The sequence below is a fragment of the Mesorhizobium sp. WSM4935 genome (genome assembly GCF_029625735.1).
Lineage (GTDB): Bacteria > Pseudomonadota > Alphaproteobacteria > Rhizobiales > Rhizobiaceae > Mesorhizobium.
Genome location: NZ_JARTVR010000013.1, coordinates 43,320 through 59,795, shown reverse-complemented (window position 1 = coordinate 59,795; position 16,476 = coordinate 43,320). Strand labels below are relative to the sequence as shown.

General features: G+C 63.9%; 18 protein-coding genes. 16 read left to right on the top strand and 2 right to left on the bottom strand.

Annotated features, from left to right (window positions below; all coding sequences use genetic code 11):
• The first annotated feature begins 98 nt into the window (after nt 1–98).
• The 8 genes from ureC (at nt 99) to P9273_RS24510 (ending at nt 6,304) form a co-directional block, all read left to right on the top strand.
• The gene (gene ureC / locus P9273_RS24545; RefSeq protein WP_442920254.1) at nt 99–1,811 is read left to right on the top strand and encodes an urease subunit alpha; all 1,713 of its coding nucleotides are present in this window, start codon (nt 99–101) and stop codon (nt 1,809–1,811) included.
• Between the two features lie 89 nt (nt 1,812–1,900).
• Complete coding sequence (locus tag P9273_RS24540; RefSeq protein ID WP_278051064.1) at nt 1,901–2,494, top strand: hypothetical protein; 594 nt, start codon at nt 1,901–1,903, stop codon at nt 2,492–2,494.
• Between the two features lie 58 nt (nt 2,495–2,552).
• Nucleotides 2,553–3,158, top strand: coding sequence for a glutathione S-transferase family protein (locus P9273_RS24535; RefSeq protein ID WP_336619405.1), 606 nt, complete (start codon nt 2,553–2,555; stop codon nt 3,156–3,158).
• Nucleotides 3,155–3,724, top strand: coding sequence for an urease accessory protein UreE (ureE, locus tag P9273_RS24530; RefSeq protein ID WP_278051062.1), 570 nt, complete (start codon nt 3,155–3,157; stop codon nt 3,722–3,724). Before P9273_RS24535 ends, ureE begins: the two co-directional genes overlap by 4 nt.
• A complete protein-coding gene (locus P9273_RS24525) occupies nt 3,654–4,388 on the top strand; it encodes an urease accessory protein UreF (RefSeq protein WP_278051061.1) in 735 nt (244 codons plus the stop codon). The genes ureE and P9273_RS24525 overlap by 71 nt, the downstream gene beginning before the upstream one ends.
• Nucleotides 4,385–4,825: a DUF3995 domain-containing protein gene (locus P9273_RS24520; protein ID WP_278051060.1), complete on the top strand. Its 441-nt coding sequence runs from the start codon at nt 4,385–4,387 to the stop codon at nt 4,823–4,825. Before P9273_RS24525 ends, P9273_RS24520 begins: the two co-directional genes overlap by 4 nt.
• Nucleotides 4,822–5,454, top strand: a complete 633-nt coding sequence (ureG, locus tag P9273_RS24515) for an urease accessory protein UreG (RefSeq protein ID WP_041003091.1) — start codon at nt 4,822–4,824, stop codon at nt 5,452–5,454. The genes P9273_RS24520 and ureG overlap by 4 nt, the downstream gene beginning before the upstream one ends.
• Nucleotides 5,455–5,536: 82 nt before the next feature.
• Nucleotides 5,537–6,304, top strand: coding sequence for a class II aldolase and adducin N-terminal domain-containing protein (locus P9273_RS24510; RefSeq protein ID WP_127251649.1), 768 nt, complete (start codon nt 5,537–5,539; stop codon nt 6,302–6,304).
• A gap of 277 nt (nt 6,305–6,581) precedes the next feature.
• On the opposite strand, the gene P9273_RS24505 is transcribed toward P9273_RS24510, so the two are convergent.
• Entirely contained in the window at nt 6,582–7,214 is a 633-nt protein-coding gene (locus P9273_RS24505; RefSeq protein ID WP_040998448.1) for an HAD family hydrolase, read from the bottom strand.
• A gap of 208 nt (nt 7,215–7,422) precedes the next feature.
• Between P9273_RS24505 and P9273_RS24500 the strand changes: the two genes are divergently transcribed.
• Nucleotides 7,423–8,379 (top strand): sugar-binding transcriptional regulator, encoded by a 957-nt coding sequence (locus P9273_RS24500; protein ID WP_278051059.1) that lies wholly within the window; start codon nt 7,423–7,425, stop codon nt 8,377–8,379.
• Nucleotides 8,380–8,400: 21 nt separating this feature from the next.
• On the opposite strand, the gene P9273_RS24495 is transcribed toward P9273_RS24500, so the two are convergent.
• The gene (locus P9273_RS24495; RefSeq protein WP_040998444.1) at nt 8,401–8,586 is read right to left on the bottom strand and encodes a hypothetical protein; all 186 of its coding nucleotides are present in this window, start codon (nt 8,584–8,586) and stop codon (nt 8,401–8,403) included.
• A 100-nt stretch (nt 8,587–8,686) separates the two neighbouring features.
• On the opposite strand from P9273_RS24495, the gene P9273_RS24490 reads away from it, so the two are divergent.
• The 7 genes from P9273_RS24490 to P9273_RS24460 all read left to right on the top strand — a co-directional run bounded on the left by P9273_RS24490 (nt 8,687) and on the right by P9273_RS24460 (nt 16,400).
• The gene (locus P9273_RS24490; protein WP_278051058.1) at nt 8,687–9,595 is read left to right on the top strand and encodes a LysR substrate-binding domain-containing protein; all 909 of its coding nucleotides are present in this window, start codon (nt 8,687–8,689) and stop codon (nt 9,593–9,595) included.
• A gap of 170 nt (nt 9,596–9,765) precedes the next feature.
• Nucleotides 9,766–11,076 carry an ABC transporter substrate-binding protein gene (locus P9273_RS24485; RefSeq protein ID WP_278051057.1) on the top strand — a complete coding sequence of 437 codons (1,311 nt, stop codon included), beginning with the start codon at nt 9,766–9,768 and terminating at the stop codon, nt 11,074–11,076.
• 143 nt (nt 11,077–11,219) lie between these two features.
• Nucleotides 11,220–12,092 carry a carbohydrate ABC transporter permease gene (locus tag P9273_RS24480; RefSeq protein WP_278051055.1) on the top strand — a complete coding sequence of 291 codons (873 nt, stop codon included), beginning with the start codon at nt 11,220–11,222 and terminating at the stop codon, nt 12,090–12,092.
• An 11-nt stretch (nt 12,093–12,103) separates the two neighbouring features.
• Nucleotides 12,104–12,928, top strand: a complete 825-nt coding sequence (locus P9273_RS24475) for a carbohydrate ABC transporter permease (RefSeq protein ID WP_040998435.1) — start codon at nt 12,104–12,106, stop codon at nt 12,926–12,928.
• 45 nt (nt 12,929–12,973) lie between these two features.
• A complete protein-coding gene (locus P9273_RS24470; RefSeq protein ID WP_278051053.1) occupies nt 12,974–13,978 on the top strand; it encodes an ABC transporter ATP-binding protein in 1,005 nt (334 codons plus the stop codon).
• A 10-nt stretch (nt 13,979–13,988) separates the two neighbouring features.
• Nucleotides 13,989–14,759: an L-iditol 2-dehydrogenase gene (locus P9273_RS24465; RefSeq protein ID WP_278051052.1), complete on the top strand. Its 771-nt coding sequence runs from the start codon at nt 13,989–13,991 to the stop codon at nt 14,757–14,759.
• Between the two features lie 162 nt (nt 14,760–14,921).
• Nucleotides 14,922–16,400: a mannitol dehydrogenase family protein gene (locus P9273_RS24460; RefSeq protein WP_278051051.1), complete on the top strand. Its 1,479-nt coding sequence runs from the start codon at nt 14,922–14,924 to the stop codon at nt 16,398–16,400.
• Nucleotides 16,401–16,476 lie beyond the last annotated feature (76 nt).

Genomic DNA, 16,476 nt, shown 5'->3' with positions numbered 1-16,476 from the left:
GCGCTCAAAGTGTCGCCGGGCGGGTCATTGCGTGACCATTGGATGGCGACAATGTGTGCCCCGCGCGCAAACAATTGGAATTTCGGGAGCGATTGCTGATGGCCAGGATAAGCCGCGCCGCCTATGCGCAGATGTATGGACCGACGATCGGCGACAAGGTGCGGCTCGCCGACACCGAGCTGTTCATCGAGGTCGAGAGGGATTTCACGGTCTACGGCGAGGAAGTGAAATTCGGCGGCGGCAAGGTCATCCGCGACGGCATGGGCCAGAGCCAAGTCACGCGGGCAGGCGGCGCGGTCGATACCGTCATCACCAATGCGCTGATCGTTGACGCGCTTGCCGGTATCGTCAAGGCCGATATCGGCCTGAAGGATGGCCGCATCGCGGCGATCGGCAAGGCCGGCAATCCGGATACGCAAGCTGGCGTCACCATCATCATCGGCCCCGGTACCGAGATCATCGCCGGCGAGGGCAAGATCCTCACGGCCGGCGGCTTCGACGCGCATATCCATTTCATCTGCCCGCAGCAGATCGAGGAAGCGCTGATGAGCGGCATCACCACCATGCTCGGCGGCGGCACCGGGCCGGCGCACGGCACCTTGGCCACCACCTGCACGCCCGGCCCCTGGCATATGGCGCGCATGATCCAGTCCTTCGACGCTTTTCCGATGAATATCGGCCTCTCGGGCAAGGGCAATGCGTCAAAGCCGGCGGCGCTGGAAGAGATGGTGCTGGCTGGCGCCTGCGCGCTGAAGCTGCACGAGGACTGGGGCACGACCCCGGCCGCCATCGACTGCTGCCTGTCGGTCGCCGACGCTTACGACGTGCAGGTGATGATCCATACCGACACGCTGAACGAGTCCGGCTTCGTGGAAAACACGGTCGCGGCCATCGACGGCCGCACCATCCATGCCTTCCACACCGAGGGCGCCGGCGGCGGCCACGCGCCGGACATCATCAAGGTCTGCGGCCTGCCCAATGTCATCCCGTCCTCGACCAACCCGACCAGGCCTTACACGGTCAACACGCTGGCCGAGCATCTCGACATGCTGATGGTGTGCCATCATCTGTCGCCGTCGATCCCGGAAGACATCGCCTTCGCCGAGAGCCGCATCCGCAAGGAGACGATTGCGGCCGAGGACATCCTGCACGACATCGGCGCCTTCTCGATCATCTCTTCCGACAGCCAGGCCATGGGCCGTGTCGGCGAAGTGGCGATCCGCTGCTGGCAGACCGCTGACAAGATGAAGCGCCAGCGCGGCGCGCTGCCTGATGAGACCGGCGACAACGACAATGTCCGCGTCCGCCGCTACATCGCCAAATACACCATCAACCCGGCCATCGCGCACGGCCTGTCGAAGGAGATCGGCTCGATCACCGTCGGCAAGCGCGCCGATCTTGTCCTGTGGAATCCGGCCTTCTTCGGCGTCAAGCCGGAGATGGTCCTGGTGGGGGGCACGATCGCGGCAGCACCCATGGGCGATCCCAACGCCTCGATCCCGACGCCGCAGCCGATGCATTACCGGCCGATGTTCGGCGCGTATGGCAAGGCGCTGACCAACTCCTCCGTGACCTTCGTCTCGAAAGCGGCGTTCGATGCTGGCCTGCGGGACAGGCTCGGCGTCGACAAGGCGATGATCGCGGTCGAGAACACGCGCGGCGGTATCGGCAAGCATTCCATGGTGCTCAACGACGCCACGCCGCATGTCGAGGTCGATCCCGAAACATACGAAGTGCGCGCCGACGGCGAGCTGCTCACCTGCGAACCCGCGACCGTGCTGCCGATGGCGCAACGGTATTTTCTGTTCTGACAACGGCTGACCGGTGAGCGGGCAAATATCGTTGCGGCGCGCGTGCGCAGATCGCAATATGCGGCAAAGCAGCAGCATTGTGATCAGGCATGCCCACCGAAATCGCCTCGCCGCACGACATCTTTCCGCATATCCGCATCGTCATGGGCATGGTGATCGGCCTCGGCGTCACCCGGCTGCTTTCGGGAACGGCCCGCATCGTCCAGCATCCCGGCCAGTACCGGCTCTACGCGGTGCATCTCGCCTGGGTCGCCTCGGTGCTGTTGATGCTGGTGCATTTCTGGTGGTGGGAGTTCGGCCTCTATGCCATCGAGAACTGGACCTTCGGCAAATATCTTTTCATCATTTTCTACGCCATCACGCTGTTCCTGCTCTGCGCGCTGCTGTTTCCGGATTCGATGCTCGATTACACCAGCTACGAGGATTATTTTTACTCGCGCCGCGCCTGGTTCTTCGGGCTGCTTGGCGCGACCTATCTGCTCGACGTCATCGACACGCTGCTCAAAGGTCCGGAGCATTTCGCCCGCTTCGGCAACGAATATCTGATCCGCACGCCGGTCTTCGTGGCGCTCTGCATCGTCGCGATCATGGTGCGCGACCGCCGCTTCCACATCGCCTTCGTCGCGGCCGCGCTCGTCTATCAGATATCGTTCATCCTGCGGCTCTTCGACACCATCGTCTGAGCGCGATTGGACCGGCGCTCAGGATGCCCTAGAAATCTCGGAAATGCAGGGCTCAACCATGTACAAGGCCGTCGGATCGCGCGGCTCTCGGGTCAGCCGGGTGCTCTGGATGCTCGAGGAGCTCGGGCTGCCCTACGAGTTCGTCGAGGTGAAGCTGCGCTCGCCGGAGGCTTACGCGCTCAATCCTTCCGGCAAGGTGCCGATCCTGATCGATGGCGACATTGAGGTGACCGACTCGGCCGCGATCTGCGTCTATCTGGCGGACAAGCATGCCGATAAGGGCATGGGCGCCAATCCCGGTCTCGCTGGCCGCGCCGAGATGGATTCCTGGATGCATTTCGCCCAGAGCGAGTTCGAGGCGCCGCTGTGGAACAAGCTGCGCCATCGTTTCCTGCTGCCGAAGGAACTGCGCGTCGACGTCGGGCCTGCGGCCGCCTATGATTTTGCTTCGGAAGTGAGGGCGCTGGACCGCCGGCTCGGCGACAAGCCCTTTGCGCTGGGCGACCGCTTCTCGGCCGTCGACGTCTTGCTGGGCGATATGGGTGGCTGGGCGCGCGCCGGCCGTTTCCCGATCGAGTCCGACCGGGTGAATGCCTATTTCGACCGCGTGCTGTCGCGACCTGCTCGTGCCCGCGCTCAAGCTAATGGCGGAGCCATGAAATGAAGCTCAACATCACCACCGATTTCACCAAATTTCCGCGCGCCGTCTCGGTGCTTGCCGCCGGCGATCCGGCTTTGACCGCGCCCTATGACAAGGCCGTGCTGCCGCATGACGAGCGGCATCTGCGCCGCCGCGCCGTCGAGACCGCCGGCGGCGACAAGGTGCTGGTCGACCTGCCCGAGCCGGTGGCGCTCAACAATGGCGACCGGCTGGTGCTGGAGGACGGCCGCCAGCTCGAAATCGTCGCCGCACCCGAGGAGGTCTACGACATCCGCGCCCGCGACGCGGTTCATCTGACCGAGCTCGCCTGGCACATCGGCAACCGTCACCTCGCGGCGGCGATCGAGGCGGACCGCATCCTCATCCTGCGCGATCATGTCATCAAGGCGATGCTCGAAGGCCTCGGCGCCACGGTGAACGAGGTGTCGGAGCCGTTCAGCCCGGTGCGCGGTGCCTATTCCGGGCATGGCCACGATCACGGCCATTCGCACGACCACCATGACCACGACCACCATGGCCACGATCATCACGATCACGACCATCACGACCACCATCACCACCATGACTGACCAGCCGTCATCGATAGCGCTGCTGCGGCTGATGACCTGGCTGTCGCCGGCCTTTCCGGTCGGTAGCTTCTCGTACAGTCATGGCCTGGAACGCGCCGTGCAGGATGGATTGATCGCGGATCGCGAAGATCTCACCGGCTGGCTGGAGACTCTGGTCGAGATGGGTTCAGGCTGGAACGACGCGGTCCTCTTCGCCGAGAGCTGGCGCCGCGCGCGTGACGGCGGCGACCTGGCGGAAGTCGCCACATTGGCCGAAGCGCTCGCCGGGTCGCGGGAGCGTCATCTCGAAACCATGCTGCAGGGCGCGGCTTTTCTCCAGGCGGCGTCCGCCTGGTCGTCTCCGGTGCTGCAGCGCCTGCCGGCCGATTGCCCCTATTGCGTCGCGGTCGGTGCCGTTGCCGGCAGCGGCGGCATCGACCTCGCGCAGGCTCTGTCGGCCTTCCTTCAGGCTTTCTTCTCCAATCTCGTGCAGGCGGCGATCAGGCTCGGCGTCGTCGGCCAGCTCGATGCCGTCTCGTTGTTAGCCGGCTTTGAAAATTGGGCTATAGACACGGCAGCTCGCGCAACGGTGTCGACGCTCGACGATCTGGGCGGCGCGGCTTTTGTCTCCGACATCGTCGCGATGAGCCACGAAACGCAATATTCGCGGCTGTTCCGCTCATGATCGTGCTTGCCGTCATCCTCGCCTTCGTCCTGCTTTTGATCACCACGCTGCATGTCTATTGGGGCATAGGCGGCATCTGGCCGGGCACGGACCAGGCGTCCTGTGCGCGTGCCGTCGTCGGCTTCCGCGGCGTCGACGAGATGCCGTCGACAGCTGCGAGCTTTGCCGTCGCGGCCTGTCTGGCATTGGCGACGCTCTGGCCCCTGGCGCTTGCGGGTGTCTTTGCGACGCCCTTTCCACGAGCAGGCCTGGCGGCCACAGCATTGATGATCGGCCTCGTCTTCCTAGGACGCGGCATTGCCGGTTTCACGCCCTGGTGGCGCAGGCTTGCGCCCGAACAGCCTTTCGCGCGGCTCGACCAGCGCCTCTATTCGCCGCTTTGCCTGTTGATCGGGTTGGGCTTTGTCGTTCTCGCTATCTCGGAGTTTCCGGCATGACGTCGAAAAACGGTCCTCTTCGCATCGGCATCGGCGGCCCGGTCGGCTCCGGCAAGACGACGCTCACCGAAAAGCTCTGCAAGGCGCTGCGCGATGATTTTTCGATCGCCGTCGTCACCAACGACATCTACACCAAGGAGGATGCGATGATGCTGGCGCGGCTACAAGCTTTGCCCGAAGAGCGCATCGTCGGCGTCGAGACCGGCGGCTGTCCGCACACCGCCATTCGCGAGGACGCTTCGATCAATCTGCGCGCCATCGCCGAGTTGAACAAAAAATTTCCGGATCTCGACATCATCTTCATCGAATCCGGTGGCGACAATCTCGCCGCCACCTTCTCGCCCGATCTTGCCGATCTGACGCTCTATGTCATTTCGGTCTGCCAGGGCGAGGAGATTCCGAGGAAGGGCGGCCCGGCCATCACACGCTCGGATTTCCTGATCATCAACAAGAGCGATCTGGCGCCCTATGTGAACGTCAACCTCGACGTCATGGAGAGCGACGCCGGCCGCATGCGCGGCAAAAGGCCCTTCGGCTTCACCGACCTGTCGCGCGGCAAGGGCTTGCAGCAAGTGATCGACTTCATCGTCGAGCAGGGCGGGCTGCAACCGGCGCGCCCGGCGGCTTGATCCGCTGAGCCACCGATTATCGGTTGCTGGCAGCGGCCATGCGCGGCATTCTCGGAAAAACAAACCCAAGCGGAGGATTTCGATGAGCCTTGCCCGCCTGCACAAGGAACCGCTGAGCAACCTGCCCTATTACGAGGAGCGGGTCGATCTCGCCGCCGCCTTCCGCTGGACCGCCCGGCTCAACATGCACGAGGCGGTGGCCAATCACTTCTCGCTCTCGGTCAACGAGGACGGCACGAAGTTCCTGATGAACCCGAACCAAGTGCATTTCTCGCGTATCAAGGCGAGCGACCTACTCCTGATCGACGCCAACGATCCCGACACGCTGTCCGGTCCCGATGCCCCCGACCCGACCGCCTGGGGCCTGCATGGCGCTATTCATCGCAATGTCCCGCATGCGCGCTGCGCCATGCATGTCCATTCGATCCACGCCACGGTGCTTGCCTCGCTGGCGGATTCGACGCTGCCGCCGGTCGACCAGAACTCCGCCATGTTCTTCAACCGCCATGTCGTCGACGCCAATTATGGCGGGCTGGCTTTCGAGGAGGAGGGCGAGCGCTGCTCGCAGCTTCTCACCGACCCCAAGGTCAAGGTGATGGTCATGGGCAATCACGGCGTGATGGTCATCGGCGACACCGTCGCCGACACCTTCAACCGCATGTTCTATTTCGAGCGCGCCGCCGAGACCTACATCAAGGCGCTGTGGACCGGCCGTCCGCTGCGCACCCTCTCCGACGAGATCGCCGAGAAGACCGCGCGCGAAATGGACGATTACCCCGGCCAGGCCGAGCGCCATCTGGCCGAGCTGAAAGCGATCCTCGACGAGGAAGAGCCGGTCTACCGGAATTGATGCTGGCTTCCTTCTCCCGGTTACGCTACGCACACATCTTCTGTTACTGGTGCGGCTGATCGGGCCTTGGCTTGATTGCCACGTGGTTCCCCCAATCCGTCGCTGCTTCGCAGCGCCACCTTTCCCCCCTCCGGAGGGAAAGGAAGGGAGTGTTGCTAGCCGAGCGTTGACGGCAAAAAGCGGGGCGCCTTTCCTCTACCCCGTCGATCGGGGGAGAGATGGCTCGGCGAAGCCGGGACGGAGTGGGGGTCGACCAGCGCCTCCGTTGGCGATTTTCTCAGAGTCCCAACTGCGCCCGCAACTCCTCGGCGCTGTTGATGACGATCGCCCCGGCCGGACCTTCCATCGGTGCTTCCGGCCAGAAGATCGTCTTCATGCCGGCCGCCAGGCCGGCCATGGCGCCGGTGAGGCTGTCGTCGACGGCGAATGCGTCCGCCGGCTCGACCCCGGCCAGATAGGCGGCGCGCAGGAAGGGCTCGGGCAGCGGCTTGCCGTCGATCACGTCGTTGCGGCTGACCGTCAGCATGCCGGGATAGATAAGGCCGACAGCGTTGAGATTGGCGTCGACGATCAGCCGGTCGGAGTTGGAGACCACCGCTTGCTCGACGCCGAGCGCGCGCAATTCGTTGAACACTTCGATCGCGCCGGGGCGTGGCTTCAGTGTTTTGGCCAGCGGCAGATAGTGATCGTATTTGCGCCCGATCCAGTCGTCGAAGGGCAGGTCGAGGCCGAACTCGTCGCGCAGCATCTCGTAGACGGGCCATGCGGCGATGCCCAGCACCCGCTCGTGCAGGTCGTGCGGCGGGGCGATGCCGACGCTGCGCAGGGCCGCCGCGAGCGCCGCCTCGTGCAGCGGCTCGCTGTCGACCAGCGTTCCGTCCATATCCCAGAAAACGGCTTTCGGCGTCATGCGCGGCTCCTTTCGCCGATCCCCTTAATCGGTTTCCCGGTGGAGATAAACCGTCCCGCCGGCAAATGTCGCAAGCATGGCGAATTGATCCTTCGCCAACCTGCGAGACGCCCAAGCAATTGCTCTTTCGATAGGCAATTGCGCGTTACGATATTCGCTGTAAGCTATGGCGCCCGTTTCAGTATTCTTGCGGGTGGGGAGGCAGGACGTGAATTCGCGACAGGAAACCGGCAGCACCAGGTTGGACGACGCCGCGCGCGCCGGCTGGCTCTATTATGTTGCCGGCAACACGCAGGACCAGATCGCCGCCAAGCTCGGCATCTCCAGGCAGACCGCGCAGCGGCTGGTGTCGCTCGCCATGTCGGAAGGCCTGATCAAGGTGCGCGTCGATCATCCGATCGCCAACTGCCTCGACCTTGCGGCGCGGCTGAAGTCGCGCTTCGCGCTTGACCTTGTCGAGGTGGTGCCGAGCGACCCGACGTCGAGTTCGACGACGATCGGCATCGCCGAGGCGGCCGCGGCCGAGATCGAACGCCGGCTGCGCTCGGAGACCCCAATCGTCATGGCGATCGGCACCGGGCGCACGCTGAAGGCGGCGATCGAGCAGCTGCCGCCGATGGACTGCCCGCAGCACAAGGTCGTGTCCTTGACCGGCAACATCTCGCCCGACGGCTCGGCCGCCTTCTACAACGTTATCTTCACCATGGCCGACCGCGTCAAGGCGCGGTCCTTCCCGATGCCGCTGCCGGTCATCGCCTCCTCGCCGGAAGAGCGCGAGATGCTGCTCAACCAGCCGATGATCCAGCCGACGCTGGCGCTTGCCGCGGAAGCCGACGTCACCTTCGTCGGCATCGGCGACCTCGGGCCCAAAGCTCCGCTCTACGAGGATGGCTTCATTTCCGAAAGCGAGTTGAAGGCGCTGCAGAAGGCCGGCGGCATCGCCGAGATCGTCGGCTGGGTCTTCGACCGCGAAGGTCGCATGATCGAGGGCATCACCAATGACCGCGTGTCTTCCGCCGCGCTGCCGTCGCGGGAAAGGTCGCTGGTCATCGCTTTGGCCATGGGCGAGCGCAAGCTGCCGGGCATCCTTGCCGCCGTCAATCGCCGGCTGGTCAACGGCCTCATCACCGACGAACGGACGGCCGAAGCCCTGCTTGCCGGCTGACTGCCCATAAAAAAGAGCCGGCTATTGCGAACGGCCATGCGGATCGTTGCCGTCGAGAAAACCCATGTCGCGCTGCAGATGCTCGGATAGTTCCCGGACATCGAGATAAGTGCGCCTGCGGCCCGAAAACCTTGCAAATTCCCGCACGAGCGTGAGAAACCAGCCGCGTGCCGGGGTGGAAACGAGTTTTTCCTGAACCGTGACCATGATCGTCAGCCTTGAACTGGATTGATCGTTGATCCCAAATATCGGGCTGACCGCTTCGTGCTTCCAATTAAACCTCGATCATGACCCATAAGGAGGCCTTATGCCCGATCTGAGTTCTCCGCAGCTTGCGCCGCTGCCGCCGCTGCAGGCGATCCGGGTGTTCGAAGCGGTGGCGAGGCACCTGTCCTTCACCAAGGCGGCGCAGGAATTGGGCATGACCCAGGCGGCTGCGAGCTATCAGATCAAGGTGCTGGAGGAGCGCATCGGCGCGCCGCTGTTTCTGCGCCGGCCGAAGCAGATCGAATTGACCGAGCCCGGCCAGCGCCTGGCGCCCGCCGTCAGCGAGGCCTTTTCCATCCTGGGCCATGCCTATGCCGCGGCGCGCGGCGGCGCCGACGGCCTGCTCTGCGTCACCACCGTGCTGACCTTCGCCTCGAACTGGCTGGCGCAGCATCTGGGCTCGTTCCAACTCGCCCATCCCGCACTTGCCGTGCGGCTCGACACGTCGAGCCGCCTGACCGATTTCGCGCGCGAGGATGTCGATCTTGCCATCCGCTCCGGCGCTGGTAAATGGCCGGGCCTGGAGGCGCACAAGCTGCTCGACGCCGATTTCACGCCGATGCTGAGTCCCAAGCTCGCGGCAAGCATAGGCGGCGTCAAGGAACCGGCGGACCTGCTGCGGCTGCCGATCCTCGACCCCGGCGACATCTGGTGGGCGCAATGGTTCGAGGCCGCCGGCGTGACCGGGCACGATCTAGCCAAACGGCCGGGCTCCAGCATGGGCGCGCAGGCCTATGAGGCGAACGCGGCGATGGCCGGCCATGGCGTGGCAATCCTGACCAGGGCGCTGTTCAAGAACGAGCTCGCCGACGGCCGTCTGATCCAGCCCTTCGACCTCGTCGGCGATGATGGCCACGCCTATTGGCTGGTCTATCCGACGGCCCGTCGCAACGTGCCGAAGATCCGCGCCTTCCGCGACTGGATCCTGGCCGAGATCGCCTGCCCGTAAGCAGGCCACCCGGCTTCCCTTCCAGTGGGCCGGGCCACGTCGCCGGGCGGCTCACGTTGCGTCATTTCTGCTGCGCTGCAGCACAGATTCCGGCTTGACATAAATCACGGTAAGTGAGTAATTGCCCAAAGCCAAGGCAAATGCTCATCTTGGTTTATGGGAGGAATTTGATGAAACTTCGCACGCTCATCCTGGGCCTGTTGTCGGCCAGCGCCCTCGCTTTCGCCGCGCATGCCGAATCCATCACCATCGCCACCGTCAACAATGGCGACATGGTCCGCATGCAGAAGCTGACGGACGACTTCACCAAGGCTAACCCCGACATCCAGCTCAACTGGGTCACGCTTGAAGAAAACGTGCTGCGCGAGCGTGTCACCACCGACATCGCCACCAAGGGCGGCCAGTACGACGTCCTGACCATCGGCACCTATGAGGTCCCGATCTGGGCGAAGCAGAACTGGCTCCTGCCGCTCGACAAGCTCGGCAACGACTATGACGTCAAGGACATCATCCCGGCCATCGCCGGCGGCCTCTCCGTCGACGGCAAGCTCTATGCCGCGCCCTTCTACGGCGAGAGTTCTTTCGTCATGTACCGCAAGGACCTGATGGAGAAGGCGGGCTTGAAGATGCCCGACGCGCCGACCTGGGACTTCATCAAGCAGGCCGCCGACAAGATGACCGACCGCGCCAACGGCGTGAACGGCGTGTGCCTGCGCGGCAAGGCCGGCTGGGGTGAGAACATGGCCTTCCTCACCGCTATGTCGAACTCCTTCGGCGCCCGCTGGTTCGACGAGAACTGGAAGCCCCAATTCGACCAGCCCGAATGGAAGAATACGCTGCAGTTCTATGTCGACCTGATGAAGGCCGACGGTCCTGAAGGCGCTTCCTCCAACGGCTTCAACGAGAACCTGGCGCTCTTCCAGCAGGGCAAGTGCGGCATGTGGATCGACGCCACCGTCGCCGCGTCCTTCGTTTCCGATCCGAAGGCCTCGCAGGTCGCCGACAAGGTCGGCTATGCGCTGGCGCCCGACAATGGCCTCGGCAAGCGCGGCAACTGGCTGTGGGCATGGTCGCTGGCGATCCCCGCCGGCACCCAGAAGGCCGATGCCGCCGAGAAGTTCGTCTCCTGGGCGACCTCGAAGCACTATCTGGAACTGGTGGCTTCGAAGGAAGGCTGGGCCAACGTTCCGCCTGGAACGCGCTCCTCGCTCTATGCCAATCCGGAGTACCAGAAGGCAGCGCCTTTCGCGAAGATGACACTGGACTCCATCAATGCCGCCGACCCGACGCATCCGACCGTCAAACCGGTGCCCTATGTCGGCGTGCAATTCGTCGCCATTCCTGAATTCCAGGGCCTTGGCACCACCGTCGGCCAGCTCTTCTCGGCCGCCCTTGCCGGCCAGTCGAGCGTCGACGACGCGCTGAAGCAGGCTCAGGACGCAGCGACCGCGGCGATGACCGAAGGCGGCTATATCAAGTAAGGCTCCTCCCGGTGCCGAACGCCGGCCGCGCATCATGACCGGCAAGGGGCCGCCCGAAACCCAGTTCGGGCGGCCCCCCTTCAAAATCGGGAAAATTCTGGCACAACACTGGAAATCCGGCTGACTTTGGGAGGGTGACCGTCATGGCTACTCAGCAAACCCGTTCGCTTGCCCGTTTCATGATGGCGCCATCGGTGATCCTGCTGTTCGTCTGGATGATCGTGCCGCTGCTGTTCACGCTCTGGTTCTCGTTCCAACAATACAATCCGCTGAACCCGATCCGGAACGGCTTCGTCGGCTTCTCCAATTACGCGCTGTTCTATTCCAACCCGGCCTTCCTCTCCTCGATCCTCAACACGTTGATTATCGTCGTCAGCGTGCTGGTCATCACTGTGGTCGGCGGCATCCTTCTGGCGATGCTGCTCGATCAGCCGATCTGGGGCCAGGGCGTCGTGCGCATCCTGGTCATCTCGCCGTTCTTCGTCATGCCGCCGGTCGCGGCGCTGGTCTGGAAGAACATGATCATGCATCCGCAATACGGCGTCTTCGCTGACATCGCGCGCTTCTTCGGCGCCCAGCCGATCGACTGGTTCGGCCAGCATCCGCTGACCGCCATCATCCTGATCGTCGCCTGGCAGTGGCTGCCTTTCGCGACGCTGATCCTGCTGACCTCGTTGCAGTCACTCGACGGCGAGCAGAAGGAAGCGGCCGAGATGGACGGCGCCGGCTTCCTCAGCCGCTTCTGGTATCTGACGCTGCCGCATATGTCGCGCGCCATCACCGTCGTCATCTTGATCCAGACGATCTTTCTGCTGTCGATCTATGCCGAGATCCTGGTCACCACCAATGGCGGCCCGGGCTATGCCTCCACCAACCTGCCCTTCCTCGTCTACCAGAAGGCGCTCCTGGAGTTCAAAATCGGCCAGGCATCCGCCGGTGGCGTGATCGCCGTCATTCTCGCCAACATCGTTGCATTCTTCGCCATGCGCGCCGTCGGCAAGAACCTGGACAAGTAAGGGAGGACAAGATGGCACGCGCAGTCACCACCCAGCACAAAACCATCGCCACGGCCGCGGCCTGGATCGTCGCCCTGCTGATCTTCTTTCCGATCCTTTATACGATCATCACCTCGTTCAAGTCGGAGCAGGAGGCGATCCAGGGCTTCAACCTGATCCCCTCCGGGACTTTCGAGAGCTACTCGGAGGTCCAGCAGCAGAGCGGCTACTTCAAATTCTTCTTCAATTCGGTGCTGCTGTCGGTCGGCTCGACCATCCTCGCGCTCATCGTCGCCATCCCGGCGGCCTGGTCGATGGCGTTCTCGCCGACCAAGCGCACCAAGGACGTCCTGATGTGGATGCTGTCCACCAAGATGATGCCGGCCGTCGCGGTGCTATTTCCGATCTATCTGATCTTCCGCGACTCGGGCCTGCTGGACAGCCGCATCGGCCTCACCGTCATGCTGATGCTGATCAACCTGCCGATCGTCGTCTGGATGCTCTACACCTATTTCCGCGAGATACCCGGCGAGATCCTGGAGGCGGCGCGCATGGACGGCGCCTCGCTGTGGAACGAGATCATCTATGTGCTGACGCCGATGGCCATTCCCGGCATTGCTTCGACCATGCTCCTGAACATCATCCTCGCCTGGAACGAGGCGTTCTGGACCATCCGGCTCACCACCACCAACGCCGCGCCGCTGACGGCCTTCATCAGCTCCTTCTCCAGTCCGCAAGGCCTGTTCTGGGCAAAGCTCTCGGCGGCCTCGACGCTGGCGATCGCGCCGATCCTGATCATGGGCTGGTTCAGCCAGAAGCAGCTGGTGCGAGGCCTCACCTTCGGCGCCGTGAAGTAGCACGCTCAGGCGGCGGACGACGAAGACCATCCCCGGGAGGAAACCATGGGAAACATCACGCTCAAGAACGTCTCCAAGTCCTTCGGGTCGACGACGATCATTCCGAACATCGACCTCAACATCGAGGACGGCGAGTTCGTGGTGTTCGTCGGCCCCTCGGGTTGCGGCAAGTCCACGCTGCTCAGGCTGATCGCCGGGCTGGAGGACACCAGCGGCGGCACCATCTCGATCGATGGCCGTGACGTCACGCGCGAGGCGCCGGCCAAGCGCAAGCTCGCCATGGTCTTCCAGTCCTACGCGCTCTACCCGCATATGACGGTCGCCAAGAACATCGCCTTCCCGCTGAAGATGGCGGGCGAGGACCAGGCGACCATCGACAAGAAGGTGAAGGACGCCGCGCGCGTCTTGAACCTCACCAACTATCTCGAGCGCCGCCCCGGCCAGCTTTCCGGCGGCCAGCGCCAGCGCGTCGCCATCGGCCGCGCCATCGTGCGCCAGCCTTCGGCCTTCCTGTTCGACGAGCCGCTCTCCAACCTCGACGCGGCGTTGCGCGGCACCATGCGGCTCGAGATCAGCGAGCTGCATCATCAGCTGAAGACGACGATGATCTACGTCACCCACGACCAGGTCGAGGCCATGACCATGGCCGACAAGATCGTCGTGCTCAATGCCGGCAATATCGAGCAGGTCGGCTCGCCGATGGAGCTCTACAAGACGCCGAAGAACCTCTTCGTCGCCGGCTTCATCGGCTCGCCCAAGATGAACATGATCGAAGGCGCGCCGGCGGAGAAGTACGGCGCCAAGACCATCGGCATCCGGCCCGAGCACTTGAACATCTCGACCTCGGCCGGCGACTGGAAGGCGACGGTGGGCGTTGCCGAGCATCTCGGCTCCGACACCTTCCTGCATGTCCAGGCGGACGGCATCGGCACCGTCAATGTCCGCGCCGACGGCGAGGTCGCGGTGAAGCATGGCGACACCGTCTATCTGACCCCCGACAAGGCCAAGCTCCACCGCTTCGGCGCCGACGGCAAGGCGCTGGTCCAGTGAGGACGGGACAGTGAGACTGAAAGGCAAATCGGCGCTGATCACCGGATCGGCGCGCGGCATCGGCAGGGCCTTCGCCGAAGCCTATGTGCGCGAGGGCGCGACGGTGGCGATTGCCGACATCGACCTGGAGGCGGCGCAAGCGACGGCGAAAGCGATCGGCCCCGCCGCTTACGCGATCCGGCTCGACGTCACCGATCAGTCCTCGATCGAGGCGGCGGTGAAGGCGGTCGAGGCGAAGACCGGCGGTCTCGATGTGCTGATCAACAACGCGGCGATCTTCGACCTCGCGCCGATCGTCGAGATAACCAGGGCGAGCTATGAAAAGCTGTTCTCCGTCAATGTCGCCGGCACGCTCTTCATGCTGCAGGCAGCCGCCCGCTCGATGATCGCGCGCGGCAAGGGCGGCCGGATCATCAACATGGCGAGCCAGGCCGGCCGGCGCGGCGAGCCGCTGGTCGCGGTCTATTGCGCCACCAAGGCCGCCGTCATCTCGCTGACGCAGTCGGCCGGGCTCGACCTCATCAAGCACCGCATCAACGTCAACGGTATCGCGCCGGGCGTCGTCGACAGCGACATGTGGGACCAGGTCGACGCGCTCTTTGCCAAATACGAGAACCGGCCGAAAGGCGAGAAGAAGCGGCTGGTCGGCGAGGGCGTTCCCTATGGCCGCATGGGCAAGCCCGAGGACCTCGCCGGCATGGCGGTTTTCCTCGCCAGCGACGAGGCCGAATACATTGTCGCCCAGACCTACAATGTCGATGGTGGCCAATGGATGAGTTGAGCGGACGAGTTGAGGGGAGGCGCTTCTCTTCTTCCTCCGGAGAAGACGCCGCGGGGCAGGTGAGGGGCAGCATACTGGAACACCAGGTGTTGCCCCTCATCTTCGCTCCTCTCGAAGGAGGCGTAATCAGTCGGGCTGCAGATCGGCCAAAGGGTAAATGCGATGACCGTGAAACTCTCTTCCTCGAACCTCGCCAGGCTGCCGGCCAACGTCGCCGGTCCGAAATATGACCGCTCTACCCTCAGGGCCGGCATCGTCCATTTCGGCGTCGGCAATTTCCACCGCTCGCACCAGGCGGTCTATCTCGACGATCTGTTCGCCACCGGCGAAGGTCACGACTGGGCCCTGATCGGCGCCGGCGTGTTCGAAGGCGAGAAGATCGGCCGCTCCAAACTCGAGGAGCAGGACTGGCTGACCACGGTAGTCGAGCAGGACGACGGCCACATGAGCGCCCGCGTCACCGGCGCCATGGTCGATTTCCTCACCCCCGGCGATGCGGCCGCCATCGTCGAGCGGCTTGCCGATCCGGCGATCAAGATCGTCTCGCTGACCATCACCGAAGGCGGCTATTTCATCGACCCGGCATCCGGCAAGTTCAACCCGGCCCATCCCGACATCGTCGCCGACGCGCAGCCGGGCGCCGTGCCGAAAACCGTTTTCGGCATCATCTTGGCCGGCCTGTTGCGCCGGCGCGCCGACGGCATCGTGCCGTTCACCGTTATGTCCTGCGACAACATCCCCCATAACGGCCACGTCACCTCCGACGGCGTCATCGGCCTCGCCCGGCTGATCGACGAGGATCTCGCCAAATGGGTGGGCGACAAGGTCGCCTTCCCGAATGGCATGGTCGATCGCATCACGCCGGCCACGACCGACCGCGAGCGCAAGATCCTGGCCGACGATTTCGGGCTGGAGGACAATTGGCCGGTGTTCTGCGAGCCGTTCAAGCAATGGGTGCTGGAGGACCATTTCACCGCCGGCCGCCCGGCGCTGGAAAAGGTCGGCGTGCAATTCGTCAAGGATGTCTCGCCCTATGAGCTGATGAAGATCCGCATCCTCAATGGCGGCCACGCCGCGATCGCCTATCCGGCGGGGCTGATGGACATCCATTTCGTTCATGAAGGCATGCAGGAGCCGTTGGTGCGCGCCTTCCTGTCGAAGCTCGAGCATGACGAGATCATCCCGACCGTGCCGCCGGTGCCAGATACCGATCTGGAGGACTATTACCAGCTCATCGAGCGCCGCTTCTCCAATCCCAAGATCGGCGACACCATCCGGCGGCTTTGCCTCGACGGCTCCAACCGCCAGCCGAAATTCATCATCCCGACGATCGCCGACCGGCTGAAGGCGGGCAAGGGCGTCGCCGGCCTCGCGCTGGAATCCGCGCTCTGGTGCCGCTATTGCTTTGGCACCACCGACAGCGGCGCCGTCATCGAGCCGAACGATCCGAGCTGGGACCGCATGCAAGCCACCGCCAAGGCGGCCAAGGACGATCCGAAGGCCTGGCTGGCGATGGAGGACATCTACGGCGATGTCGGCCGCTCGCCCGTCTTCGCCGAGGCCTTCACTCATGCCTTGAAGGTGTTGTGGGCGCACGGCGCGCGCGAAACCCTGACGCGCTATCTCGCCGGAAGGCTCTGAAAGCCTCTGTCTCTTTTGACGCAATTCCGGACGGAAAACCGCTCACGCTGTTCCTGGAATTGCTTAGCTGGAAGCA

Excerpts from the sequence above, each read along its gene's own strand:
- ureC (WP_442920254.1), top strand. The coding sequence starts at position 99 with ATGGCCAGGATAAGCCGCGCCGCCTATGCGCAGATGTATGGACCGACG.
- P9273_RS24540 (WP_278051064.1), top strand. The coding sequence starts at position 1,901 with ATGCCCACCGAAATCGCCTCGCCGCACGACATCTTTCCGCATATCCGC.
- P9273_RS24535 (WP_336619405.1), top strand. The coding sequence starts at position 2,553 with ATGTACAAGGCCGTCGGATCGCGCGGCTCTCGGGTCAGCCGGGTGCTC.
- ureE (WP_278051062.1), top strand. The coding sequence starts at position 3,155 with ATGAAGCTCAACATCACCACCGATTTCACCAAATTTCCGCGCGCCGTC.
- P9273_RS24525 (WP_278051061.1), top strand. The coding sequence starts at position 3,654 with ATGACCACGACCACCATGGCCACGATCATCACGATCACGACCATCACG.
- P9273_RS24520 (WP_278051060.1), top strand. The coding sequence starts at position 4,385 with ATGATCGTGCTTGCCGTCATCCTCGCCTTCGTCCTGCTTTTGATCACC.
- ureG (WP_041003091.1), top strand. The coding sequence starts at position 4,822 with ATGACGTCGAAAAACGGTCCTCTTCGCATCGGCATCGGCGGCCCGGTC.
- P9273_RS24510 (WP_127251649.1), top strand. The coding sequence starts at position 5,537 with ATGAGCCTTGCCCGCCTGCACAAGGAACCGCTGAGCAACCTGCCCTAT.
- P9273_RS24505 (WP_040998448.1), bottom strand. The coding sequence starts at position 7,214 with ATGACGCCGAAAGCCGTTTTCTGGGATATGGACGGAACGCTGGTCGAC.
- P9273_RS24495 (WP_040998444.1), bottom strand. The coding sequence starts at position 8,586 with ATGGTCACGGTTCAGGAAAAACTCGTTTCCACCCCGGCACGCGGCTGG.
- P9273_RS24490 (WP_278051058.1), top strand. The coding sequence starts at position 8,687 with ATGCCCGATCTGAGTTCTCCGCAGCTTGCGCCGCTGCCGCCGCTGCAG.
- P9273_RS24485 (WP_278051057.1), top strand. The coding sequence starts at position 9,766 with ATGAAACTTCGCACGCTCATCCTGGGCCTGTTGTCGGCCAGCGCCCTC.
- P9273_RS24480 (WP_278051055.1), top strand. The coding sequence starts at position 11,220 with ATGGCTACTCAGCAAACCCGTTCGCTTGCCCGTTTCATGATGGCGCCA.
- P9273_RS24475 (WP_040998435.1), top strand. The coding sequence starts at position 12,104 with ATGGCACGCGCAGTCACCACCCAGCACAAAACCATCGCCACGGCCGCG.
- P9273_RS24470 (WP_278051053.1), top strand. The coding sequence starts at position 12,974 with ATGGGAAACATCACGCTCAAGAACGTCTCCAAGTCCTTCGGGTCGACG.
- P9273_RS24460 (WP_278051051.1), top strand. The coding sequence starts at position 14,922 with ATGACCGTGAAACTCTCTTCCTCGAACCTCGCCAGGCTGCCGGCCAAC.